The organism is Litorimonas sp. (genome assembly GCA_029936425.1).
GTDB lineage: Bacteria > Pseudomonadota > Alphaproteobacteria > Caulobacterales > Maricaulaceae > Litorimonas.
On record JAPYSU010000002.1, the window covers coordinates 13,415 to 35,705 of the forward strand.

Sequence of the window (22,291 nt, forward strand, 5' to 3'; positions counted from 1 at the left end):
CTGAAATATGGCTTTTACTTTGACATGGGCGGGGGAATGCTCCGCATGGGAATGTGACGAACTTGGCCATCTCAATATGCGCCACTATGTTTATAAGACGGCGCAAGCGCGGGCCGGACTCATAATTCGAATGGGCTTGCCGGAAGCGTTTAAAACAGACACTGCCAGCTCTATTCGCGTCAAAGACTTTCATATCAAATATCAGGCGGAAGCCCGCCCCGGCGACCCGCTAAAAATCGAGAGCGGTGTGGTCTCGCTGCAAGACGAAACCGCGCAGCTCTGTCATATTATGTATCATGCCAATGGACGCATAGCGGCAACTGTCGTGGAAACGGTTGAACATGTCTATTTGCGCGAAATGCGAAAATTTAACTGGCCATCGCGCGTTAGAGATCAAATAGACACGTTTACAGTGCAGCTTCCGGCCCCGGCCAAACCGCGCAACATTGATTTGTCGGATCCTCAAACGGGCATGAGTTTGTCGGACTTACACGCCCTTGGACTAAAAACGTCAGGCGCCGGCGTGTTTGGACCCCAGGAAACAGACAATACCGGGCGCGTCACCCCCCAGGCTTTTTTTGGCCGAACCACCTCCTCTATCGGCTGGTACAATGAAGGCTGGCCAGAAATTCATGATGCGGATTACCGAAAAGGCGGCGGCATGGCCGCATTGCTGGAAGCGCGCGCCGTCTTTCACAGCTGGCCCGAAGCCGGTGACGCCTATGCTTATGTGCCAGGGTTTTTAGGCGCAAATACTTATACGCGAACCATTTTGCATAATTTGCTCAATCCCATAACGGGCCAGAGTTATATGAGTACAGTCGCCGTCGGATATTTGTTCAACACGAAAACTCGAAGTCTGGTAAAAACCACCCCGGATCAGGTTGAACAGGTCAATAAAGCAATGGTTGAAGGCTTACACGCCTAAGCGAGCCGTCTCTATGGCCCGCCTAAGGGCCGCTTCGGCAAAATCCGGTTTGTTGAGCGGAAACATATGATCAAAACCGTTCTGCCTGTGCACATTATTCTTCCCGACGATGGCTTTCATTCTCTCCCGAGACAGAAAAGTGTTGGGGGCATTGATCGTTGCGAAAATAATTTGTGTGTTCTCTTTCGGAAGGCTACGCGCCGCTTTGAAAAGGTTATGTCCGTGCGCTGGATATATTGCCTGTTCCCATTTTGGATCGCAAGCCAAGCGCCAGCCGTCTCCATTGGGCTTTAATCCGCCGAGTACATAGTCCATCAGGACCTCATCAGAGAATTTCTTGAATATGCCCCGCTTATGATAACGTTCATAAGCCTGCTCAATCGAGCCGAACTCTGACCGGCGACGCCCCGCCTTAGACGCAATTGCCAAGCGGTTTTGCATCATCTCGACCCACCCCGGAATATGGAAAAAAGGCCTCATCCAAAACGGCATGATAGGGGAATCAAACCCGACAAAGCCCTTCAGTTTTCCTTTGAGCGCGGGGGCGCATAACGCGCCGACAGAGGCCCCAAGAGAGTGTCCGGCAATGACAAGTTCGCCTTCGACGTCGCGGTCAATAAAATCCAGAACATCATCGCGGAATTGATAAAAGGTCCTGAGCTTTTCAGGATTATACGGCAAGGTTGAAAAGCCATGACCCCGCAAGTCCAGAGAGACGCTATGGATCGGGAGATTCTCTAAGATCACGCGATAGCTTCTGGCATTAAACCCATTGGCATGGAGCATGAGGAGCTGGATGGGGCCTTCTGTCGGGCCGAAATGAACGCCGGATAAAACGCCGTCCTTCACCGCATGTTCACGGCGATCAACGTCTGAATATGGGGGCATCATTTTTTGCTTCGTTCTTGATATTCTGCGTAAATGTCATCTAGCGGGCGGAAGGTCAGCTTGTCCGAATACCAGGCTCCCGTATCCAGAAAATAACGATTGCCGAGCCAACGCGCCGAGTCGAGGGGCGTATGACCATGTACCGTAAAATCGACGCCTTTGACCTTCGTCTTCTTGCGGTTTCGTAGAACCCGGCGGCCCCAGAGCATTGTGGACCGGCTTTTTTCCTTGTCCCTCGTCTTACGCCAAGAGGTCCCGTCCGGCTCAGCGTGGCAAATTCCGACGCGATAAATGCCTGATTTAACCGTCAGAGAGACAGGTTGCTTGGCTAAGATCCTGGCCCATTTTTTTTGATCCTTGCGAGGGATTTTTCCGAGCCATTTTCCGTTGCTGCGCGCCCAGCTTTTCAAGCTCCCGGATTGAACCGCTTCGACCATCATTTCCTCGTGATTGCCGAGCACCATGAAAAACCACTTCTTTTTCAAAAGGTTCAGGCATTTGAGGCTGTCCGGACCGCGGTTAATGATATCGCCAACAGAAAAAAGACGGTCAGTCTTTTTATTGAAATTCTGTTTTTTCATCTCGGCCTTCAGCAAATCATAACGCCCATGAATATCGCCCACGACGAAATCGCGGCCTTGTTTATTTTTGGCGATCAGTTTGTGCATTGGATCATGGTAATTCTTTAACCCTTCGAATGCGTTTAAGATATGATCTATTTATAATCTGAACTTCACCATCAGAATAAATTGCAATCACATTAAAGTTACTGGCTAATATGTTCACGTCCAAAACCTCTTTATCTAAAAATTCTATTTTGGCATCCGGCCGGTCTTGATCTTGCACATGAATTGAAGCCAATCCAAAGATTGGAGACAAAAACAGGCCAAAGCCCATTATGGATAAAAGTGGAATTTTCTTTTTTTGGGAAGTGCTTTTTTCGGTTTGCATTTTAGTGAGATAATATTCTCTATATTTACTCATGCTTATTCCAATTAACGCGACAGGAAACCAAATCGCGAAAAACAATAATGTTAAATAAATAGGAGTTTCGTTTTCCTGGAAAAGCGGAAGGAAAACGAAATACCCAAACGCCGAAAGAATTAATATTATTGGGATTAAACAACTTATGACGCTAAAAAGTTTCCATGTGTTAGATTTAGTGTCTTCTTTAATCGCTAAATAAAGAATTTTAAATATATTGATGAAATTTAATAGAAAATTTAGAATCCCGAGTAAAAAAACCCCACCAATTAATAACGGTAAAGCTATTGCAGTGTTACGAATAAAGTCCACATATCCAAAAGTATTTAAATACTCTAAGCCGAGATAACCGGTCTGTCCTATCGCAAATAATAACCCCATCATAAAAAAACAGATTGACGAAGTTAGTAAGGCTCTAGGCAGCGTCATATCGATAGAGTCTTCAATATACTTCATTAGACGGCGTGAATTTTCTCCGGATCGAGGTCATCCTTAATCGCTTGATCCAGAATGGCAAAGATCTCTTTACGGGATCGTTTCTTTGTATTCGCGAAAGCCGTCATATTCAGCTGTCCGAACATCTGCCCGGCCAAATTTGCCGCCATGGGCATCTGATCGGTTGCAACAATGCGGTCAATAAAGCCGGCGTGAAGCGCGCCTTTCGGATTGAAAATCTCGGCATTTATGACGCAGCGATTAAAGTAATTTTTCGCCAGACGGTAGCGTCCCAACTCAATCCCGAAATTATGCATGGTCATACCGATAAGGGTTTCATTCAGTCCGATTTTAAACTCGCCGTCTGCAATCATTCGATAATCACACGCCAAAAGGAGAAACGCCCCCATAGCAATTGTGTGACCTGTCGAGAGCGCGATAACCGGGCGGGGAAACTCCAGAATTCGCCGCGCCAGTTTTGAGCCGAGCGAGGTGAGCGTCATCGCCTCTTTCGGCCCGGCCTGCATTTCCTTCAAGTTGAACCCGCCGGAAAACATACCGTCACGCCCTGTCAGAATGACAATCGCTTCGTCTTTTTCGGCCTTGTCGAAGGCCTCATTTAATTCACCGATCATGGCGGTGGAGAGGACATTAGCTTTGCCGTCATCCATGGCAATTGTGGCGACGTTACCGTCGAGTGTGTAAGTGACAAGGTTGGTCATTTTTATTCCTAACAGAAGTTGTCCCCGCATGCGGTGCGGGAACGAATTGCCTAGAGGCTCCGGCCAATCAAGACTTTCATGATCTCGTTTGTGCCGCCATAAATCCGCTGTACCCGGCTGTCGCGATACATGCGGCCAATGCGGTATTCATTCATAAAGCCATAGCCGCCATGGAGTTGGAGACAGCGGTCAATGACTTCGCATTCTTTGTCCGTGACCCAATATTTCGCCATGGACGCTGTCACCGTGTCGAGTTCACCTTTGAGATGTTTCGCGGCGCAGTCATAGACAAATGTCTTGGCGATTTTGACAATGGTTTTGCACTCGGCCAGTTCGAACTGTGTATTCTGGAAATTGAGGATCGGTTTGCCAAAGGCCTGACGTTCTTTGCAATATTCAATGGTGAGGCGAAGCGCTTCTTCCATCTGCGCGACGCCTTGAACGGCGATGTTGAGACGTTCTTGCGGCAGCTCTTTCATAAGCTGAATAAAGCCGTGTCCCGGCTCCGGGCCGAGAAGTGCGTCAGCGGGGACTTTCATATCGTCAAAGAACAGCTCGGCTGTGTCCTGCGCGTCCATCCCGACCTTGTCGAGAATGCGGCCGCGGCGGAAGCCTTCGAGATCGTCGGTTTCTACCACAAAAAGGGATTTGGACATTTTGCCTTCGCCGCCCGTATCGGCCACGATAACCACCAGATTGGACGTCCCGCCATTGGTAATGAAAGTCTTGGAGCCATTAATGACCCAGCCATTGCCGTCTTTTTTGGCCGTGGTTTTGACGTTTTGAAGATCTGACCCGGTTCCCGGTTCGGTCATGGCGATAGAGCCGACAAGTTCGCCGGAGGCCATGCGCGGAAGCCATTTCTGCTTTTGCTCTTCCGTGCCGTAATGCAGGATATAAGGCGCGACAATCGCGTTATGGAGCGACAAGCCAAACCCGTCCACATCGGCACGGGGCAGCTCTTCCATGATTATCATTTCGTGGCGATAATCTCCGCCGCCTCCGCCATATTCTTCGGGAATAGCCGCGTTCAAAAGACCCATCTGGCCGGCCATATTCCAGTATTTCCGGTCCACTTTTTTATTCTTGCGGAAACTTTCGGAATGCGGCGCCATTTCGCGCGCATAGAAACCGTGAACGGCCTCGCGGAAGATGTTGATATCCTCCTCGTCATACCAATCGGGGTTTTTGAAATCGAGTACGTTATCGGCCATTAAGTCTTTCCTCTTTGATTATATTTACCCGGCCAAATGGCCGGGTCATTTATTATTTGCCGTCTATCTAAAACGCCGCTTCTTCGAGCGCCATAACAGGCTCTGCGCCGGTCTTGATTTTGGCAAGGTGGGCGTCGAGCATTGGCAGCATACGGAGCATGAAGAAACGCCCGGTAATGAGTTTGTTCGGATAGAATTTCTCATTCGAGCCTTCGTCAATTTTCGCTTGCGCGACCACAGCCATTCGGGCCCACATATAGGCCAATGTCGAGAGACCCATCATGTGCATGTAGTCAACGGAGCCGGCGCCCGCATTATTGGGGTCGGACATGCCGTTTTGCATCAGCCACATGGTGGCTTCGGTCAGTTTTTTCTGAGCGCCGCCGAGGCCGTCCATGAACTCGGACAGGTTTTCCTTGTCTTTATTCTCTTTCAGGAACTCACCGATTTCACTGTTCAGCGTCATTAGCGCGCGGCCGCCGTGACGGGCCAGTTTCCGACCAACGAGGTCAAGCGCCTGAACACCGTTGGCGCCCTCGTAAATTAGAGCAATGCGGTTATCGCGGACGAACTGGCTCATGCCCCATTCTTCGATAAAGCCGTGACCGCCGAAAATTTGCTGGCAGTCAATTGTCGTCTTCATCGACATATCGGTCAGGTAACCTTTCACGACCGGGGTCAGAAGACCGAGATAGTCATCACATTTTTCGACAAGTTTTTCATCGTCTGAATGTTTTTCGATGTCTTCATGTTTGGCCGCCCAGTAAAGGAGCGCGCGGCCCGCTTCGTTAAAGGCCTTGGTTTCCATCAACATACGACGCACATCGGGATGGACAATGATGGGATCGGCAGGTTTATCTTCTTCTTGCGGGCCGGCAAGGGAACGACCTTGCAGACGGTCTTTGGCGTAGATGGCCGCATTTTGATACGCCACTTCGGACTGACCAAGACCCTGAAGGCCAACGCCGATACGGGCTTCGTTCATCATGATGAACATGACCCGAAGGCCCTTATTCTCTTCGCCTATGAGATAACCTTCCGCTTCATCGTAATTCATGACGCAGGTCGAGTTGCCGTGAATGCCCATTTTTTCTTCGATAGAGCCACAAGAGACAGCATTACGCTCGCCCGGATTCTCGTTTTCGTCGAGTTTGAACTTCGGCACGATAAAGAGAGAGATGCCCTTCGTTCCGGACGGCGCGCCCTCAATACGGGCGAGGACGAGATGGACAATATTATCAGACATGTCGTGTTCGCCAGCGGAAATGAAAATCTTCTGTCCGGAAATTTTATAAGTGCCGTCTCCGTTGGGAACCGCCTTGGTTTTAAGGAGGCCCAAATCCGTTCCGCAATGCGGCTCGGTCAGGTTCATTGTGCCTGTCCATTCGCCGGCAATCATTTTCGGCAGATAAGTCTGCTTTTGCTCCGGCGTACCACTGGACATGATGGCCTTGATCGCCCCGCCCGTCAGGCCCGGATACATGGCAAAGGACATATTGGCCGACGTCCACATTTCAGAGGCGGCAATCCCCAGCATGCCCGGCATGCCCTGCCCGCCAAATTCCGGATCCAGCGACAAGCCGGTCCAGCCATTTTCTGTCATCTGTTTGAAGGCGTCTTTAAAACCTGTCGGAGTTGTGACCGACCCATCTTCATGACGTTTACAGCCTTCATGGTCGCCCACGGCATTGAGCGGCGTTAGAACTTCTTCAGCAAATTTCGCGCTTTGTTCGAGCACAGCGTCGGCCAGATCACGATCAACTTCTGAGAACGCTTCATATGATTGCAGGTCTTCGAATCCGAGCACTTCGTGCAACAGAAACTGCATATCGCGGATGGGGGCTTTATAACTTGGCATGGGTTTTCCTTCTGATGTCTATGTAAGGGAATTTAAGAGTGTTTGGGAGCGGCAAAATCGTCGGCCTGGTAGTCAAAGCTGTAGCCCTGTCCGCCATCGGAATGGGCAAAGCTCTTTTTAAAAGCGGCTTCATATTTGGCGGCGAGGCTTTCTACGCTTGGTTCTTCTTCGGTCTCAGCGAGATGTTCATCAATAATCTGAACTATTTCAGTCAGATCGCGCGCCATAATATCAATATCTTCGCGGCGGCGCTTTAGGCCGCGCAGCACTGACTGGAAATTGGACTTACGGGTTTCCAGCTCTTTCCGATCGGAAACTTTGCCCTCGGTCACATCCAGAACCGCTTTGATATCATCCAGAGAAAAGCCCATTCTCTTGGCCCGCATAATGCGTTCGAAACGCGCTCTGTCAGCTATTCCGTAAAGCCGCGTCCCTGCGTCATCGCGATCCGGGCTCAGCAAGCCTTTATCTTCGTAAAAGCGCAAAGTTCGTGTCGTAACATCAAACATATCGGCAAATTGGCGAATACCCCAATCGGCGTCCTGTGAGTTATGAACTTGTTTAAACATACCCTTTATTAGTTTACGTTAACGTAAACGTCAATTGATAATTTCTGGGTTTTTTAGAATTGTAAGCTTTTCCTCGTCAAAAGGTTAATGTTTTAACGGCGTATTAACCACGATGAGGTCATTTTAATCCAAAGGGCATGAGTGATTCTTAATTGTTCATGGCATGTGCAACATATGCAAAAGTTTGAGCGCTAAATGAGTCAGTCGTCAGGAGAAGACAGCGAGAAGGAAACGCCGGGAAAATCGGCGTCAGGTACAACAGTGCCGCGTGCGGCTGACAAAAAGACGTCTAAAACTAAAAAACGCTCCTCTCGCAAAAAGACAGCACCTTCAAAAACGAGTTCAAAGATATCCGCTTCCAAAAAATCTACACCTAAGAAAATGACGATGGCAGAGATGCAATCTGCCTTGAAGTCTCTTGAGACCCGGATGAAGCGGGCCGACACACTGACCCGAAAAAGTGTAAAGGCCCTAGAGGGTGTCGTTGAGAGTCTGGATACGCGGACTCAAAAAGAAAGTGACTCGCAAAAGTCCGCTCTGTCTCGCCGTGTTGGTCGTCTATCAAACGATTTGGAAGAAAGTCTCGCGACAACACGTAATGAGATTAAAGCCGCCCTCGCCTCAGCACTGGCCAACCCGCAGCCGTCAGGGGTCGAAGCAGCTGTTGCGCAGGCCCTGTCGCGCTTGGACAATACGGAGACCCATCAGGCCAAAGCGATTGCCAAAGTCAATCGTCACCTGGCCAATCTGGCCAAAGCTGTGGAAGACAGAATTGTCAAAGACCAGATCGCAGCCGCCAACGCGTTAAGCCTCGTTGAAAAACAACTTTCTCAAAAAATCGACTCTATCGAAACTGAATCGGCTGACGCTGTAAGGACTATCGGCGGTAAAGTCGCAACGCTTTCAGAGGCCATGGAAGCCCGCCAAACCCGGATGGAGGCAAGCGTCAGGGATAAACTGTCTAACATTGCCGCTCAGACACAGGCGGAGTTTGACCGAAAAACCAATTCAATGGAAGAGCGTCTCAAGTCCCTGGAAGCGGCGGAGCGAGAGGCCGCTCTCAAACGGCCCGATGACCTGGCAGATAAAATGTCTGCAAATGTTTCTGCCCTCTCTGGACAGGTTGAAAAATTACAGGCTCGAATAAGCGAATTAGATGCAAGCTTTGCGGTGCTACAGACTCAGACAGATATTATGGGTCAGGATTTCGTTCAAACACAGTCTGAGTTGCAGGATGCCAAACGGCAAAGCGAGAAAGCCCAAAGCAACCATTTTGGCTCTGGGCAGACTCCTGAAAGTCGGCCGTCTTATGTTTCCGAAACCGCCACTCAAGCCCCTCGTCCACATGCCGCGCCCAATCCGTCCCGTGTCAGCAATATTGTCAAATTTAGCCCGACTCATGGAAGCGGGGATAATCCCTACGGTCAAAGCCCTGCTCAGCAAGGCGGCCAGTCAGGCTCGCCAGGGCCCGTCGAATTTAATCCGGCGGCGTTTCATCAAGATAACCCATACGCTCAGCCCAACGTGCCACATGGTTTGCAGCAATCCGCCGCAACGGCTTTTGCTTCACCGGAATTTGCCGCAGAAATTCTGCCTGACGCCGCTGAAGACAGCGTAGATGGCCACAATTCCGATCCTTATCAACCATCCCCTTATTCCCCGGAATCATATCAGAACGACACGTATCAGGATATAGACACCATGGCGGCGGGTGATCCGCTCCTGCCCTATGCCGATCCCGCCTATGCCGAAACGGAGACAGCCCCGATGGAGGCCGTTCGTATAGGCGGAAACGAGCCACACGCAAAACGACGTCGCAAAGAGAAAAAGGCGAGATCCGGAAACTCGCTTTTGACGCCGCGCAATCTACGGGTTGCCGCACTGGCGACCGGTCTGACTTTAATTACATTGTTTGTGGCCAGATCCTTTTTAAGTGATGGTTCTGGCAACACGATCAACCTTCAGCCTAAATCCGAACTGCCACAGGCTGGACAGGCAATTTCACCTGATGACTTTGCCAATGAAGAATCCGTGATGGCACCAGGCGGACCTTCATTTGATCCAGAAAATGAAATGGTCGCGCCTATTGGAGAGTATGAGGACAATACCGCGCCAATTATTCCAGAAAGTGAAGCTAGCACACTCGAATCCGCGGCCCGCGCCGGGGATGATGTGGCGCAGTTCCAGCTTGGCCTGTCTTATCTCGAACAGAACCGCATCGATGACGGCATAGAGTTGATCCGCAACGCCTCGCAAACCCTCCCGGCGGCGCAATACCGTCTCGCCAAGATTTATGAGAGCGGTATTGGTGTTGAAAAAGACACAGCTCTGGCTCGCGAATTGACAGAACGCGCCGCGCGCGCTGGCAATCGCATCGCCATGCATGACCTTGCGATTTATTACGCCTATGGAAATGGTGACGTTCCTGTTGATATGGGCGTAGCAGCCGGTTGGTTTGAAAAAGCTGCCGAGCGGGGCGTTGTCGACTCCCAGTTTAATCTCGCCATTCTGTTTGAAAATGGACAGGGCGTGAAACCCAGCCTTCCGGATGCGTATTTTTGGTATTCCATTGCGGGCGCCCAAGGCGACCAGACAGCCGCGGCCAGAATTGACGCGCTTGAAACGCAAATGTCGGAGGCGGATGTTAATGCGGCCAAAGCACGTATAGAAAGCTTCACACCGGTCAAAATAGATGCCGCAGCCAATGGCGTGTTTAAAGACTTACCATGGGCCCAGAAAGGTCCGTCCGTTGACGCGCAAAAAAAAGCTGAAATTAAACAGGTACAGATTTTACTCACCGATCTCGGCTTTGATATTGGCCCGGCCGACGGAATTATGGGCGACAAGACCCGGGACGCCATTCTTGGGTTTCAACGGGCCAATGATTTAAGCGAAACCGGCCAGCTTAGCGCCGCTCTGATGGATCGCCTGGAAAATGCCAGCCGCGCCTGAAGCTAAGCTCCAGATCGTAAAAGCTGAGACGACGGAAGATATTGCCGCCGTTAAGTCGCTCTTTCTGGATTACCTGACCTTTGTCACGAAATATCTGGGTCAGGATCTTTCCTTTCAGGGAACAGAAAAAGAATTTGCGGAATTTCCGCAAACCTACTCCGCCCTTTTTCTGGCCAAACGGGGCAAAGCACCTCTTGGCGCGGTAGGACTTAAACTGCTCAGACCTGATGTGATTGAGCTTAAACGCTTATATGTTGCCCCGGCCGGACGTGGGCTTAGTCTTGGTGAAAAACTAAGCCAAGCCGTTATCAACGAAGCGCGCCGACTCGGCTATACTTACCTCTATCTCGACACGGATCCGGGGCTGACCCACGCAAATGCGATTTATGAAAAATTGGGGTTTGAAGACATTCCCCAATATTATGAAAACCCACTCGCGGGACAGAGCCGATATATGAGGTTGGCGCTTTGAAGCGGCGATCCAAAAACAACCACGTCGACTGATGACAGGCCACAAAAAAGCCCCGACCTTTCGGCCGGGGCTCTTTTTTGCCAAGTCACAGGAAATGAACTTGGCAGGAGGACAGTTTGTCCGACAGAATTTGACTTAGTAGTCGCTGTCAGTCTCTGTTTCCATGTCCTTGTCTTCTTTTTTCGCCATCTTCCAAGCTTCGAATTCAGCTTCGGAAAGCATTGTGTCGCCATCTGTGTCGTAAGCGGCAACGTCGTCTGCTGTGACTTCAGGTTTAACAACCTGAATTTCTGAGAGGCTCAAGAAGCCGTCGGCATCTGTGTCGATGTCGGCGAATGATTTGTCACCTGCAAAAGCGACCGGAGCCATAGCAAGAGCGGCGATAGTTGTAAGTGCTGCAAACTTTTTCATTTTCAATCTCCATTTTTTATCGGGACAGTAGCGTCTCGATTGCGTGTTCTATTCCTAATTCCCCAAGAACGTTCCAGTGAAAAATACTGTTTTGAACGCTTTGTAAGAGAGATGGCCAGACTGTGTCGGACACTGTGGCAAGAGCAAGGCAAACCGTTCATTTTCATGACAGGAGAGTCATAAAAAACCAGAATTGTGACAAAATCTGAACTTCCCGAAAGGTTAGATCCCGATCTATTGGGTCAGGAATCGGCCCGCAGATGAATCAAACTGGCATTAAACGCCGAAACACCATTTGATAATTGCTTTTTGCGCGTGAAGACGGTTTTCGGCTTCATCCCAGACGGCGCTTTGCGGACCGTCTATCACATCTTCTGTCACCTCCTGTCCGCGATAAGCGGGCAGACAGTGAAGGAAAATTGCGTCAGGTGCAGCTGTTGCGAGGAGAGCTCCGTCAATTTGGAAAGGCGGGAAGGCCGCCAGACGCTCTTCTTTATCCGTATCTCCCATGGAAACCCAGCAATCTGTAATCAGCGCGTCAGCGTCTTTCGCCGCTTCTTCGCGGGACAGACCGATTTCTATTTTCGCGCCTTGTACGCGCGCGGCATTCAAGGTGGCATCATCGACGCGGTAGCCGGGCGGGCTGGATATTCTCAAATGATAGCCAAGCTGCGCCGCCGCATTCACAAAACTGACGAGCACGTTATTTCCGTCTCCGATCCAGGCAAGAGTCATTTCAGAAAGCGGTTTGTCAGAACGCTCCTCCAACGTCATGAGGTCTGCCATGATCTGACAGGGGTGATTGTAATCTGTCAGGCCGTTTATGATGGGAACGTCGGAATATTTGGCCAGTTCGCGCATCGTTTCGTGGCTATTTGCGCGAAGCATGACGCCATCGACAAAGCGAGACATGACGCGCGCCGTATCCGCGACGCTCTCGCCTCGTCCCAATTGCATATCTCCGCTGCTGACAGTGATAGAACTGCCGCCCAGTTGGCGCATGGCCATGTCAAAGGAAAAGCGCGTCCGTGTCGAAGATTTTTCGAATATCAGAGCCAGGGTATGGCCCGACAGGCTTGCTTTCGGGTCTGCTTTGCCCTTTGGCAGGCCCTTGCGGGCCTTTTTCATCGCATGCGCGTCATCTAGAATGGCGCGTAAGTCCTTGGAGTCCAAATCGGAAAGAGTGAGAAAATGTTTCGGCATTATAATGTCTGCTGGTTAAAACATGCTTCTAACGAGGTTTTCATTCAAAGAAAACAAATCTTTTGCCTAAGATTTAAGCGTTTTTCTCTTTGAACCAACGGAAAATTCTCGAGCTCTGCTTTTAAACAGAGAGGCTTTGCATATCTGAAAGGGAGTTTCCGCAAAACAATATCGTTGGTCACAAAAAATTCAAATCCCGATGAAAACCGGTTTCAACAATCTCAAAAACTGTTTTTTCGAGCCTCTAATTACGAGCTCTTGTGCAAAAATTGGACATATCGGCAAATAGGCTTTGATTATTTGACCAAGTAATCTTTCCGGCTTCGCAAATGCGCTTTTACGCTGAACAAAATCGGAGCCATCGATAAAGAGGAGGAGCGGAAGGTGCTGTTACCTCTCGCGCAACATATGGCTTGAAAATGGCGGGGCGGCGACCCCGCCATCATAAGCCCAGAGCATTAGACGAAAGGAACCGACAATGCTGTATAGACTGCAAAAACTTCTGAGCTTCAAACCCCGTTCTGTCAAGTCAGGCCTCGTCCTTCCGGTTACCGTCGGATGGATGATGTTCGCTCCAGTGACAGCCTTTGGTCTGGATGTCACAACAACAGAGTATAAGGTCCGCTTCGAGCGTGCCGCCGTACAGACGGTGGACGGCATTGAGAGCACTTATGAGAAGCTCCGGAAAAAGGCGAAACGCGCGTGCCGAATTGGCCGTAACGTCAATGATGACGGCGAAGAGATTTCAAAAAAGGACTGTGCGTCTGATCTGTTGGAACAGTTCGTGGAGAGCGCTTCTATTGAAGCCTTAAGCGAATATCATTTGGGGATGACAGAAAACGAAGAGTAAAATCTCAACATTCTCAAATCAAAAAAGAGCCGCCCCTTTCCCGGGCGGCTCAAAAGTTATGAAACAGTCTATTTAAGAGTTACGCGGCCACAAAGTCGTCCATCTCGCGGGCGTCTTCAAACGCTTCGCGCATGATGGCGATGGCTTCACGCACATGATCTTCGGTAATGATGAGTGGCGGCGCCAGACGCAAAACATTATCCCCGGCAGATCCGCCAAGCATGCCTTTTTCAAGCAATAAGCCGCGAACCTCTTTGGCGGGCTTTTTGAGTTTCATGCCGCAAAGAAGGCCTTTGCCGCGCAGTTCCTCTACGACATCTGGGAACTCATCCTTCAGTCCCTCAAATTGCTGTTTGAGGAAGTTAGACACACGAACGACCTGATCCAGAAATTCCGGCTTGGAAATCTCGTCCCACACCGCAATACCGACAGCGGTTGCCAGTGGGTTGCCGCCATAGGTCGAGCCGTGCGTACCCGGGACCATGCCGGCCGCAACGTCTTCGCGCGCGATACAGGCGCCAAGCGGGAAACCTCCGCCCACGCCTTTGGCCACGGCCATAATGTCGGGTTCTGCGCCTTCGGCCCATTGATGCGCAAAAAGCTTGCCCGTGCGGCCCGCGCCGCATTGTACTTCATCATAGATGAGCAGAATGCCGTGTTCGTCGCATAACTCTCTCAGTCCGCGCAAACAGACCTCAGGAAGCGGACGTAATCCGCCCTCTCCTTGTACAGGCTCCACTAATATCGCAGCGGTCGTCTCAGAAATTGCGGCTTTAAATGCTTCATGATCTCCGAACGGCAAATGAATGAAGCCCGGTAGAGACGGGCCAAAACCTTTAAGATATTTCGGATTGCCGCCCGCATTGATTGTCGCGAAGGTCCGTCCGTGAAACGCGCCGGAAAAGGTAAGGATATCATAGCGCTCTTCGTCGCCGCGGTCGAAATGATATTTGCGCGCCGTTTTCATCGCGCATTCCAGAGCTTCCGCGCCGGAATTCGTAAAAAAGACTTTGTCTGCGAAAGGAAGCGCCGCGCAATATCTCGCGGCGAGCTCTTTGGCGTTCGTTAACTGGAACATGCCGGAAAGATGCCAGACCTTGTCGGCTTGGTCTTTCAGAGCGGCTTTTGGGGCGGGATGATTGTGCCCGAGACAATTGACGGAAATCCCGGCAATGAAATCCAGATATTTCTTGTCGTCGGCTGTGTAAAGATAAGCGCCCTCTCCGCGGACAAATTCCTGCGGGGGTGGGGCGTATGTATTGTAGAGGTGGTCACCTTTGGCCATTTTATGCTCTTAAATTATGACTTGATCCGCCAGCCTGCGCGAAGCACCAGCAAAACGGTAATGAACAGCACGATATTGATTGCGGAAATAAAGGCAACACCGATTGCAATATTGCTATCAGCCTCACCTAAAAATCCGAAGCGAAACCCGTCAATCACGTAAAATAGCGGATTGAACATAATCAGTTTCTGAAAAACGTCCGGCAGGACATCAATTCGATAAAATGTACCTGAGAGAAAGGATAGCGGCAGGATAATGAATTGGTTCACGACGGCGAGCTGGTCAAACTTCTCGGCCCACATGCCCGATAAGACGCCGACCATGGACATCATCAAGGCGGCTGAGACGCTAAAGAATATCACGGCCCAGAAATGAATCGGCATGAGCGGCGCGAAAAAGGCCAGAGCTATCCCGGTCGAGATCGCTACCAAAATTCCGCGTGTTGCCGCGCCGGTAATCCAGCCAATCGCCAGTTCGTAAAAGGAAAGAGGCGTGACAAGTAAATCTGTCAAATTCCCCATAATCTTGCCCTGCATCACAGAGGAGGAGCTGTTTGCCGACGCATTATTGAGCACGCCCAACATAATCAGCCCTGGCGCCAGAAAAGCGATAAAAGCGTCCGGGTCATCGCGAAGGGCGGCAAAGGCAAGAACAAACACCGTCATGTAAAGTAGGTTGGAAATAATCGGCGCCAGCAAAGTCTGCGGCGCAATCCGCAAAAACCGGAGACACTCTTTTTTATAAAGGGTCCAAAGCCCCATCCAATTGATGAAACCAAATTTCCGCGCCGACGGGGCAGAAGCAGAATGAAGAGAAGACATATCAGACATAGTGCGGGTCTAGGCGGGAATGAAAGCAAGGGCAATCAGGGATTTGAGTTGAGAGTGCATTCAAGAAAAAACCGACAGTGAAGACAGAAGGTTTTCAATTCTGCGGTCTGGCTGAGACCGGGTTCTGTAAAGGGTGAAATATAGAAGTTAGATATGTCGTTCTCAGAGTCAGGTCTAAGAAGTTGTGAGCGTTAGTTATGTATAATCGTAAACGCGGATTATTATCTAATTTGACTAGTTAAAGGACAAATCAAATAAGGAAAATTTGATTTCACTCTCAACACAAAAACTTGATCAATGAAAGACTTGACGTATGTTACAGTTGTAACATATACGTCTACAAATGTCACAACTTAGTAAATCTGAACTCGCCATATTGAAAATTCTATGGGCTAAAGCACCTTTATCCGCGCGGGAAATCCAAGATAAAGTCGGGCCACTACTAGATTGGTCGTTTTCAACAACTCGAACTACATTAGGCCGAATGGCGGATAAAAACCTCCTCAAGCTCAATACAAAGCATGGCGTCCGTGTCTATGCGCCCGTTGAAAGCAAAGCCCGGACATTATCAGGCGTCATGCGAGAGTTTTTCGACACATTTTTTGAAATGAAGGGCCCGCTTCCTACGGCCGCCTTTCACGACAGCAAATTATTGTCCGAAGAAGAGTGGATGGAGCTGGACCGCCTTCTCAATGAAAGTGGTGACGATGATTAAGGCGTTGATCATCGTCCATCTCTGGAGCCTGGTCATTGCGAGCGGTGCCTGGATTTTACAGCATGATGGCAAGGCCCGGGTGGGGACGAATTTTCCAGCGCCGAATATCTGGTTCCTCTTGATAATATTTTGTTTTTTGCCGGGCGCGCTCTTCTTCGTTCCCTTTGGCAAAATTATCAGCATGCCAGCGACAGAAGTGTTCGAGATATTTTCGGCACAAGTCAGTGATGTTTCAGCCGATAGTGCCAAGCCCCTGAATTTTTCCGTCCTGTATATTGGCCTTTGTCTTTTGCTTATGGGGCGCACGCTTTGGAACTGGTTGCGCTTGCAAAGCTTGCCTTTGGCAGAGACAGCTGAGCCTGATATTTTTTCAACCTCGTCGGCAATTCCACCTTTGACCTTATCTTGGCCGCGTAGAGGGGTTGTCATGCCAAAGGGGTTAGAAGCTCAAGCGGCTTTGATACGACATGAGCGCGCGCATTTACGTCATTATGACGCCGAGTTTACTTTGTTGCTCCTGCTTCTACAGGACTTAATGTTGCGAAACCCCGGGATATCCTTTCTGGTGCGGCAGTGGCGTTTGTCAATTGAGTTGCGTGCAGACCGCGCGGCAATAAAAAAACTCACAGCAAGAGAGCGTAAAGATTATGCCGCACTTTTACTAAATATCCAGCGCCCAACCACTCGCCGCAATGACGCGCTGCCCTGTCCAACAGCGCAGTTTAATTCGAGACCGCATAGAGACGCAAAAATGAGACTCATAGGGATTATGGAGGAGGCGCCCAACCCCCGAAAACGGCGTTGGGGCGCGGCCTTGTTCTTCACGTCAGTTGGGGCAGGCACGCTTGGGCTTACGAGCGCCATGGCCGCGGCCGGAGCCAGCGTAATAGATATGGCATCCAGTCCAGTCGAATATGTCAAACAGACCCAATTGCAACTGGCGGCCAGTTGTCCCGGCCTGATGAGCGATCTCAAAGCGCGTGGCATCAAATTTGAAGAGGAAAATCTGACACTCAATGGTCAGCTTGTTTCCCAATATACAGTCAAGTTAGGTACAGTTGTACTAAGCCATGATGTTCGCAGGAATGGAACTATTTACAATTCGCGCGTTCTTGATTCCAGCCATCCCTGTTTTGAAGCAGACGCCAAAGCCGCCATTGCCCAATGGATGACCGAACCACAAAAACTTGAAACAAAAAATGTAGCGGTAAAACTGCATTTCAAAATGTCAGCGACAACCTCTGATGAATTGAACGATAAATTGAAAAACTATCTCCAATAAACCGGAATACTGGCTTCGCCAAAATGCGTGATTAAACATTTTTGCGCACTAAAGGAATAATTTATGAAACGCTTTTCAGCATCTATAACTCTGTTGTCTTCTTTTTTTGTTGTGAGTTGTGCGGCGAATAAAACCGTTAGCAGCCATACTGTGGATGACATTCCTGCTCTTGAGAGTCCTTATCTTGGTCAAACGCCACCCGGTTCAACACCTGAGCGATTTGCCCCAGGCATAGTGTCGACAGAACACTGGGAATATGGTGGTACTTTCACACCCGACTTGCGAGAATTCTATCTCCTCAGAAACGGCGGCAAGTATGAAAATTCCTCGTTCGTGGTTTTTCGGTATGAAGATGGCGAATGGCGAGAGTCCGTCGTTTCACGTCGGCGCGGGCAACCCTTCATCTCCCCTGATGGTGAGACCATACATTTGGGTCGACGTTACATAGAGCAGGCTGAGACAGGATGGTCAGACGTGAAGGAACTTGAGGCTCCCTTCAAAGATTTACCAATCATGCGCCTTACGGCTTCCGCCAATGGAACTTATTATTTCGATACTTTCAATCGGGATCAAAATGATTTTCCCATCCGGTATTCGCGATTGGTCGATGGAAAATATGAAGACCCAAAACCCTTGAGCGAAGCAATCAATACCGGGACATATTTAGCCCATCCTTTCATAGCGCCTGACGAATCCTACTTGTTATGGGACGCCAAGAGAGACGACGGATATGGTGATTCAGATATCTATATCAGTTTTCGCCAGATCGATGGTTCATGGGGCGAGGCAATCAATCTGGGTAATGAGATAAATACTGACGCGTGGGAGGCGTCTGCGAGTGTTACGCCCGACGGAAAATACCTGTTCTTCAGCAGAAACATGGGCTCGGATGAATACGAAGACGTCGATATATTCTGGGTGGACGCTCAGGTCATTGAGAACCTCAGGCCTAAAAAGTAAATCATATGACAGCCGTTCTATCGCTCTGACCGAGGAAGCATCCCGACCGGTAAAACCAATGCTTCGTAACCAAATACAATCAGTAAAAGGAGATTACGTATTATGCCTAAACCGAGTATATCTATCTTGAAAACGATGCTCTTTTGCCTGGCTTTAGTTGCATCCGCTCCTCTGGCAAATGCGCAAGAAGAGTTCAGCATCCCATCTGAAAGCCTGCAGGACACCAGGGAAATTATTGTCCATTTACCAAAGAATTACGATCCAAACCACGAAGAGGGCTATCCAGTAATCTATATGCTAGATGCTGGTTCAACAGATAAGCTGACAGCGGAAATAGCCGGCTATTACAATTGGGGTTATTCAATGCCTGAACTGATCGTGATCGGTCTCAAAAATGTCAGCCGAGGGCTGGATTTTCTTCCGCATTATTATGATACAGAGATTAATGGTGAGCAGGTTTATGGTAACGGTGGTAAGCTGTTAGCCTATATAGAGAACGAACTCATTCCTTTCGCAAAAGATCAGTTTAACACCAATGGCGATAATGTCTTTGTTGGACATTCATGGGGCGGACAATTTACAACTTATGCGCTGAGTCAATCACCGGGTCTGTTTGATGCTTACTTCATAACGAGCCCAGCATTTGGACGTGAGGGGGAGTGGAGGACAAAAACACTTGATACACTGGAAAAGGCTCTGAAACAGGATCAGGCGTTTCCTGATTTTGTTTATCTCAGTGTTGGAGGAGACGAAGAGCCGGTCATGTTGTCATCCTACCATCATTTAACGGCATTGCTAACGCAGCACCTCCCAGAGGGCGTGAAGTTGTACCATGAGGTCCATGATAGCGCTGGCTTAACGAATAATAGTATCAGTCATACGAGTAGCGCAGCACTTTCCATTGCCAAGGCAATGCAACTTTATTTTCCCGCTAGTCCAGAAGTTGAGTGACTCGCTTCCTTCCAAGACTCCTTCAACAAGAGCCAGTATTCATAGTCATTACTACGCAGGGTCTTTTGTAATTGGAGAATTAAAATGACTGTCAGTTTGAATTTCAAAGCCCTTTTGGCCATCACATTGTTGAGTTGCGTTAGCTGCGCAGACGCGGCGCAGATTGACCAAGACAACCAAGTCACGCCGGAAGTTACATCTGATCGTAAAACCAATATTTAGTGACCAAATATAATCAGTAAAAGGAGATTACGTACTATGCCTAAACCGAGTATATCTATCTTGAAAACGATGCTCTTTTGCCTGGCTTTAGTTGCATCCGCTCCTCTGGCAAATGCGCAAGAAGAGTTCAGCATTCAATCTGAAAGCCTGCAGGAAACGAGACAAGTCGTCGTCCATTTGCCCGCAAATTATGACCCGGATCGGGAAGAGGGTTACCCTGTTCTCTACATGCTGGATGTGCCTCGAAAAGTTAAATTGACGGCGGAGATAGCGAATTACTACTACTGGGGTGATTTAATACCTGAGCTGATCGTGATCGGCCTTATAGATGTCGGAGGCATGGATTTGCTTCCGCATTATTATGAGAGGGAAGTGGATGGCCAGCCCATCGCTGGCAATGGCGATAAGCTATTAGCCTATATTGAAAAAGACCTCATTCCCTTTGCAGACAATCAGTTTAATACGAACAGCAATAATGTCGTCTCCGGACATTCATGGGGCGGGCAATATTTGTCCTATATGTTAAGCCAATCACCGGGCCTGTTTGATGCATATTTCATAACGAGCCCTTCCTTTGGAGACTCAGGGCAATGGGGCAGGAAGACCTATGATGCGCTGGAACAGACCTTAACGCAGGATCAGGAGCTTCCAGACCTTATTTATCTCAGCATGGGTGGGGATGGGGCGCCCGGTCCACTGTCTGACGCAGCGCTGCTGCCAGACTATTATCGTTTAACCGCATTGCTAAGGGAACACCTCCTCGAAGAAGTGGAGTTGCACCATGAGGTCCACCATAGCGCCAATCATACAAGCAATGGCGCAATATCAATGGCCAAAGTGCTGCAACTCTATTTTGCCACCAGCTCAGAAGTTGAGTGATGGGCTTCCTTCCAAGGCTCCTTCAACAAGAGCCAGTATTCATAGTCTTGACCACGCAGGGTCTTTTGTAATTGGAGAATTAAAATGACTATCAGTTTGAATTTCAGGACCCTTTTGGCCATCACATTGTTGAGTTGCGTTAGCGGAGCAGACGCGGCGCAGATTGACCAAGACAACCAAGTCACCTCGGAAGCTACATCTGACCAGGCCGTGCACGGGTACTGGGAAAATCCCGATCTGGATTATGTCTCGACATCATGGCCGATCGACGAGACGAATGCTGATGACAATCTTATCGATATCAGAGATATGCCGCTACTCGAAGAAGGTTTCATCGATACATCGCCAGCGAACAGAAACGATGACATTGCAGTCGGCCAATTGGGTGTCGATGGCGGCGACAAGGAGATGGTTGTCAAACTGGCGCAGGAGATATCCGACGGCGAGCACGGCAATTTACACAGTCTGCTGATTATCCATAAGGACAAACTTTTATTTGAATCTTATTATTTGCGGGGACGGGTCAACGTGACCCATCCGCAGGCTTCGGCGACAAAAACCTATACCGGCTTGGCGCTTGGCCGCGCAATCCAGCTGGGCTATCTGACCATGGAAGATCTGGATCGGCCTGTCATAAGCTTTTTCAATGAACTGGATTCAACCAAATTTGTTGAAGGTGCAGAAAGGGTTACCCTCCACCAGGCCTTGACCATGCGCACGGGAATTCGCATCAGCGACGAACAGAGCGAAGAATTAAATACTAATCCTGACCAGGTAGAAGGTCAGAAATTGGTTCAGGCCATTTTCGAACAAAGCGCACCCATTACCGAAGAATCGCAGAGTGCTTTTGCCTATGGAAACTACGCAACACCCCTGGTGATGCAAGTCATCGATACTGTCGTTCCCGGCGGCGCTGAAGAGTTTCTCAAAAATGAACTTCTCAGTAAAATTGGTGTCTCGACTTATGAATGGCGGACTGGGCTGGGCGGCCTTCCTGCAGCAGGTTGGAAATCGAGTTTTACATCACGGACTATGGCGAAGTTTGGCCTCTTGGCCATGAACAAAGGCAAATGGAATGGTGAGCAGCTGATCCCGGAAGCCTATATCATCAAAGCAAACAGCAGGCATGTCTATACCGGGGACGATGATATCTATGGCGGCGGCAAGGATGTTGCCAATGAGGGTTATGGATATTTCTGGTGGGGGGCTGACTTAAATGTGGGCGGCAAGACTTACTACAGCTCGAATGCACAAGGCGGAGGTGGACAATTCATCATTCTGATTGATGAACTTGATCTTATCGTCGTCACCACATCATCCCTACGACATCCAAAAAGTTTGCAGATAACAGCCGAAAGAATCTTGCCCGCCTTTATTGAATAAGAGCAAATACTATATGTACAAAAACTAATTCTTAGCTTGCTTCACCTTTTCTGTTTGAAGCCCATTCGGGGCGATTAAGTCCGTTTTAGGGATTTAATCGAGCCCACACCCCCCTCCAAAATCCATCCACAGCTTATCGCAATACTATATATTGAATCTTGTGGAGAACTCACTCCTCCATCTTGTGGTCTAGCTCTCAGTAGATACGATATATTGAGGATGAGGGATAAAACCTCATGAGTGAACACTATATGTAGTGCCAGCAGCGTTTCGGCTGGCACATAGGCTAAAAGGGACC

22 protein-coding genes are annotated in these 22,291 nt (G+C 49.4%); 11 read left to right on the forward strand and 11 right to left on the reverse strand.

From position 1 onward, the window contains the following. Positions 1-7 precede the first annotated feature (7 nt). Entirely contained in the window at positions 8-928 is a 921-nt protein-coding gene (locus ACN0IC_RS01970; protein WP_416877079.1) for a thioesterase family protein, read from the forward strand. Here ACN0IC_RS01970 and ACN0IC_RS01975 read toward each other — a convergent pair. The 7 genes from ACN0IC_RS01975 to ACN0IC_RS02005 form a co-directional block, all read right to left on the reverse strand. Next, the gene (locus ACN0IC_RS01975) at positions 917-1,819 is read right to left on the reverse strand and encodes an alpha/beta hydrolase (protein ID WP_416877080.1); all 903 of its coding nucleotides are present in this window, start codon (positions 1,817-1,819) and stop codon (positions 917-919) included. The genes ACN0IC_RS01970 and ACN0IC_RS01975 overlap by 12 nt on opposite strands. Beyond that, positions 1,816-2,484, reverse strand: coding sequence for a metallophosphoesterase (locus tag ACN0IC_RS01980; protein ID WP_416877081.1), 669 nt, complete (start codon positions 2,482-2,484; stop codon positions 1,816-1,818). Before ACN0IC_RS01980 ends, ACN0IC_RS01975 begins: the two co-directional genes overlap by 4 nt. Before the next feature lie 4 nt (positions 2,485-2,488). After that, positions 2,489-3,256: a hypothetical protein gene (locus tag ACN0IC_RS01985; protein WP_416877082.1), complete on the reverse strand. Its 768-nt coding sequence runs from the start codon at positions 3,254-3,256 to the stop codon at positions 2,489-2,491. Then, the gene (locus tag ACN0IC_RS01990; RefSeq protein ID WP_416877083.1) at positions 3,256-3,957 is read right to left on the reverse strand and encodes a crotonase/enoyl-CoA hydratase family protein; all 702 of its coding nucleotides are present in this window, start codon (positions 3,955-3,957) and stop codon (positions 3,256-3,258) included. The genes ACN0IC_RS01985 and ACN0IC_RS01990 overlap by 1 nt, the downstream gene beginning before the upstream one ends. 50 nt (positions 3,958-4,007) lie before the next feature. Beyond that, positions 4,008-5,171 (reverse strand): acyl-CoA dehydrogenase family protein, encoded by a 1,164-nt coding sequence (locus tag ACN0IC_RS01995; protein ID WP_416877084.1) that lies wholly within the window; start codon positions 5,169-5,171, stop codon positions 4,008-4,010. 67 nt (positions 5,172-5,238) lie between these two features. Then, positions 5,239-7,029, reverse strand: coding sequence for an acyl-CoA dehydrogenase C-terminal domain-containing protein (locus ACN0IC_RS02000; RefSeq protein ID WP_416877085.1), 1,791 nt, complete (start codon positions 7,027-7,029; stop codon positions 5,239-5,241). Between the two features lie 32 nt (positions 7,030-7,061). Continuing rightward, complete coding sequence (locus tag ACN0IC_RS02005; protein ID WP_416877086.1) at positions 7,062-7,598, reverse strand: MerR family transcriptional regulator; 537 nt, start codon at positions 7,596-7,598, stop codon at positions 7,062-7,064. 195 nt (positions 7,599-7,793) lie between these two features. Here ACN0IC_RS02005 and ACN0IC_RS02010 point away from each other — a divergent pair, with 195 nt between their 5' ends. Beyond that, positions 7,794-10,550 (forward strand): peptidoglycan-binding protein, encoded by a 2,757-nt coding sequence (locus ACN0IC_RS02010; RefSeq protein WP_416877087.1) that lies wholly within the window; start codon positions 7,794-7,796, stop codon positions 10,548-10,550. Further along, positions 10,534-11,022: a GNAT family N-acetyltransferase gene (locus ACN0IC_RS02015; protein ID WP_416877088.1), complete on the forward strand. Its 489-nt coding sequence runs from the start codon at positions 10,534-10,536 to the stop codon at positions 11,020-11,022. Before ACN0IC_RS02010 ends, ACN0IC_RS02015 begins: the two co-directional genes overlap by 17 nt. A 135-nt stretch (positions 11,023-11,157) precedes the next feature. On the opposite strand, the gene ACN0IC_RS02020 is transcribed toward ACN0IC_RS02015, so the two are convergent. Both ACN0IC_RS02020 and argF read right to left on the reverse strand, forming a co-directional pair. Next, positions 11,158-11,433: a hypothetical protein gene (locus ACN0IC_RS02020; RefSeq protein WP_416877089.1), complete on the reverse strand. Its 276-nt coding sequence runs from the start codon at positions 11,431-11,433 to the stop codon at positions 11,158-11,160. 276 nt (positions 11,434-11,709) lie between these two features. After that, a complete protein-coding gene (gene argF / locus ACN0IC_RS02025; RefSeq protein ID WP_416877090.1) occupies positions 11,710-12,636 on the reverse strand; it encodes an ornithine carbamoyltransferase in 927 nt (308 codons plus the stop codon). Positions 12,637-13,114: 478 nt separating this feature from the next. Here argF and ACN0IC_RS02030 point away from each other — a divergent pair, with 478 nt between their 5' ends. Beyond that, a complete protein-coding gene (locus ACN0IC_RS02030; protein ID WP_416877091.1) occupies positions 13,115-13,486 on the forward strand; it encodes a UrcA family protein in 372 nt (123 codons plus the stop codon). 79 nt (positions 13,487-13,565) lie between these two features. Here the strand turns inward: ACN0IC_RS02030 and ACN0IC_RS02035 are convergent, their stop codons facing one another. Together ACN0IC_RS02035 and ACN0IC_RS02040 are read right to left on the reverse strand one after the other, a co-directional pair. After that, positions 13,566-14,771 (reverse strand): aspartate aminotransferase family protein, encoded by a 1,206-nt coding sequence (locus ACN0IC_RS02035; RefSeq protein WP_416877092.1) that lies wholly within the window; start codon positions 14,769-14,771, stop codon positions 13,566-13,568. A gap of 14 nt (positions 14,772-14,785) precedes the next feature. After that, positions 14,786-15,601, reverse strand: a complete 816-nt coding sequence (locus ACN0IC_RS02040) for an ABC transporter permease (RefSeq protein WP_416877093.1) — start codon at positions 15,599-15,601, stop codon at positions 14,786-14,788. A 343-nt stretch (positions 15,602-15,944) separates the two neighbouring features. Between ACN0IC_RS02040 and ACN0IC_RS02045 the strand changes: the two genes are divergently transcribed. The 7 genes from ACN0IC_RS02045 to ACN0IC_RS02075 all read left to right on the forward strand — a co-directional run bounded on the left by ACN0IC_RS02045 (position 15,945) and on the right by ACN0IC_RS02075 (position 21,993). Next, positions 15,945-16,316 carry a BlaI/MecI/CopY family transcriptional regulator gene (locus ACN0IC_RS02045; protein ID WP_416877094.1) on the forward strand — a complete coding sequence of 124 codons (372 nt, stop codon included), beginning with the start codon at positions 15,945-15,947 and terminating at the stop codon, positions 16,314-16,316. After that, positions 16,309-17,598, forward strand: a complete 1,290-nt coding sequence (locus tag ACN0IC_RS02050; RefSeq protein WP_416877095.1) for a M56 family metallopeptidase — start codon at positions 16,309-16,311, stop codon at positions 17,596-17,598. Before ACN0IC_RS02045 ends, ACN0IC_RS02050 begins: the two co-directional genes overlap by 8 nt. Positions 17,599-17,661: 63 nt before the next feature. Further along, positions 17,662-18,558, forward strand: a complete 897-nt coding sequence (locus ACN0IC_RS02055) for a hypothetical protein (protein WP_416877096.1) — start codon at positions 17,662-17,664, stop codon at positions 18,556-18,558. Positions 18,559-18,660: 102 nt separating this feature from the next. Further along, positions 18,661-19,509: an alpha/beta hydrolase gene (locus ACN0IC_RS02060; protein ID WP_416877097.1), complete on the forward strand. Its 849-nt coding sequence runs from the start codon at positions 18,661-18,663 to the stop codon at positions 19,507-19,509. Positions 19,510-19,593: 84 nt separating this feature from the next. Beyond that, on the forward strand, positions 19,594-19,731 hold the full coding sequence (locus ACN0IC_RS02065) for a hypothetical protein (protein WP_416877098.1): 138 nt from the start codon (positions 19,594-19,596) through the stop codon (positions 19,729-19,731). A gap of 69 nt (positions 19,732-19,800) precedes the next feature. Then, positions 19,801-20,610, forward strand: coding sequence for an alpha/beta hydrolase (locus ACN0IC_RS02070; RefSeq protein WP_416877320.1), 810 nt, complete (start codon positions 19,801-19,803; stop codon positions 20,608-20,610). Positions 20,611-20,694: 84 nt separating this feature from the next. Further along, on the forward strand, positions 20,695-21,993 hold the full coding sequence (locus ACN0IC_RS02075; protein ID WP_416877099.1) for a serine hydrolase domain-containing protein: 1,299 nt from the start codon (positions 20,695-20,697) through the stop codon (positions 21,991-21,993). Positions 21,994-22,291: the final 298 nt, after the last annotated feature.

What these genes read in the sequence shown, in the direction of transcription:
- ACN0IC_RS02005 (WP_416877086.1), bottom strand. Translation starts at nt 7,598, where the DNA reads ATGTTTAAACAAGTTCATAACTCACAGGACGCCGATTGGGGTATTCGC.
- ACN0IC_RS02000 (WP_416877085.1), bottom strand. Translation starts at nt 7,029, where the DNA reads ATGCCAAGTTATAAAGCCCCCATCCGCGATATGCAGTTTCTGTTGCAC.
- ACN0IC_RS02050 (WP_416877095.1), top strand. Translation starts at nt 16,309, where the DNA reads ATGATTAAGGCGTTGATCATCGTCCATCTCTGGAGCCTGGTCATTGCG.
- ACN0IC_RS01975 (WP_416877080.1), bottom strand. Translation starts at nt 1,819, where the DNA reads ATGATGCCCCCATATTCAGACGTTGATCGCCGTGAACATGCGGTGAAG.
- ACN0IC_RS01980 (WP_416877081.1), bottom strand. Translation starts at nt 2,484, where the DNA reads ATGCACAAACTGATCGCCAAAAATAAACAAGGCCGCGATTTCGTCGTG.
- ACN0IC_RS02010 (WP_416877087.1), top strand. Translation starts at nt 7,794, where the DNA reads ATGAGTCAGTCGTCAGGAGAAGACAGCGAGAAGGAAACGCCGGGAAAA.
- ACN0IC_RS02045 (WP_416877094.1), top strand. Translation starts at nt 15,945, where the DNA reads ATGTCACAACTTAGTAAATCTGAACTCGCCATATTGAAAATTCTATGG.
- ACN0IC_RS02075 (WP_416877099.1), top strand. Translation starts at nt 20,695, where the DNA reads ATGACTATCAGTTTGAATTTCAGGACCCTTTTGGCCATCACATTGTTG.
- ACN0IC_RS01970 (WP_416877079.1), top strand. Translation starts at nt 8, where the DNA reads ATGGCTTTTACTTTGACATGGGCGGGGGAATGCTCCGCATGGGAATGT.
- ACN0IC_RS01995 (WP_416877084.1), bottom strand. Translation starts at nt 5,171, where the DNA reads ATGGCCGATAACGTACTCGATTTCAAAAACCCCGATTGGTATGACGAG.
- ACN0IC_RS01985 (WP_416877082.1), bottom strand. Translation starts at nt 3,256, where the DNA reads ATGAAGTATATTGAAGACTCTATCGATATGACGCTGCCTAGAGCCTTA.
- ACN0IC_RS02030 (WP_416877091.1), top strand. Translation starts at nt 13,115, where the DNA reads ATGCTGTATAGACTGCAAAAACTTCTGAGCTTCAAACCCCGTTCTGTC.
- ACN0IC_RS02055 (WP_416877096.1), top strand. Translation starts at nt 17,662, where the DNA reads ATGAAACGCTTTTCAGCATCTATAACTCTGTTGTCTTCTTTTTTTGTT.
- ACN0IC_RS02015 (WP_416877088.1), top strand. Translation starts at nt 10,534, where the DNA reads ATGCCAGCCGCGCCTGAAGCTAAGCTCCAGATCGTAAAAGCTGAGACG.
- ACN0IC_RS01990 (WP_416877083.1), bottom strand. Translation starts at nt 3,957, where the DNA reads ATGACCAACCTTGTCACTTACACACTCGACGGTAACGTCGCCACAATT.
- argF (WP_416877090.1), bottom strand. Translation starts at nt 12,636, where the DNA reads ATGCCGAAACATTTTCTCACTCTTTCCGATTTGGACTCCAAGGACTTA.
- ACN0IC_RS02070 (WP_416877320.1), top strand. Translation starts at nt 19,801, where the DNA reads ATGCTCTTTTGCCTGGCTTTAGTTGCATCCGCTCCTCTGGCAAATGCG.
- ACN0IC_RS02060 (WP_416877097.1), top strand. Translation starts at nt 18,661, where the DNA reads ATGCCTAAACCGAGTATATCTATCTTGAAAACGATGCTCTTTTGCCTG.
- ACN0IC_RS02020 (WP_416877089.1), bottom strand. Translation starts at nt 11,433, where the DNA reads ATGAAAAAGTTTGCAGCACTTACAACTATCGCCGCTCTTGCTATGGCT.
- ACN0IC_RS02040 (WP_416877093.1), bottom strand. Translation starts at nt 15,601, where the DNA reads ATGTCTGATATGTCTTCTCTTCATTCTGCTTCTGCCCCGTCGGCGCGG.
- ACN0IC_RS02065 (WP_416877098.1), top strand. Translation starts at nt 19,594, where the DNA reads ATGACTGTCAGTTTGAATTTCAAAGCCCTTTTGGCCATCACATTGTTG.
- ACN0IC_RS02035 (WP_416877092.1), bottom strand. Translation starts at nt 14,771, where the DNA reads ATGGCCAAAGGTGACCACCTCTACAATACATACGCCCCACCCCCGCAG.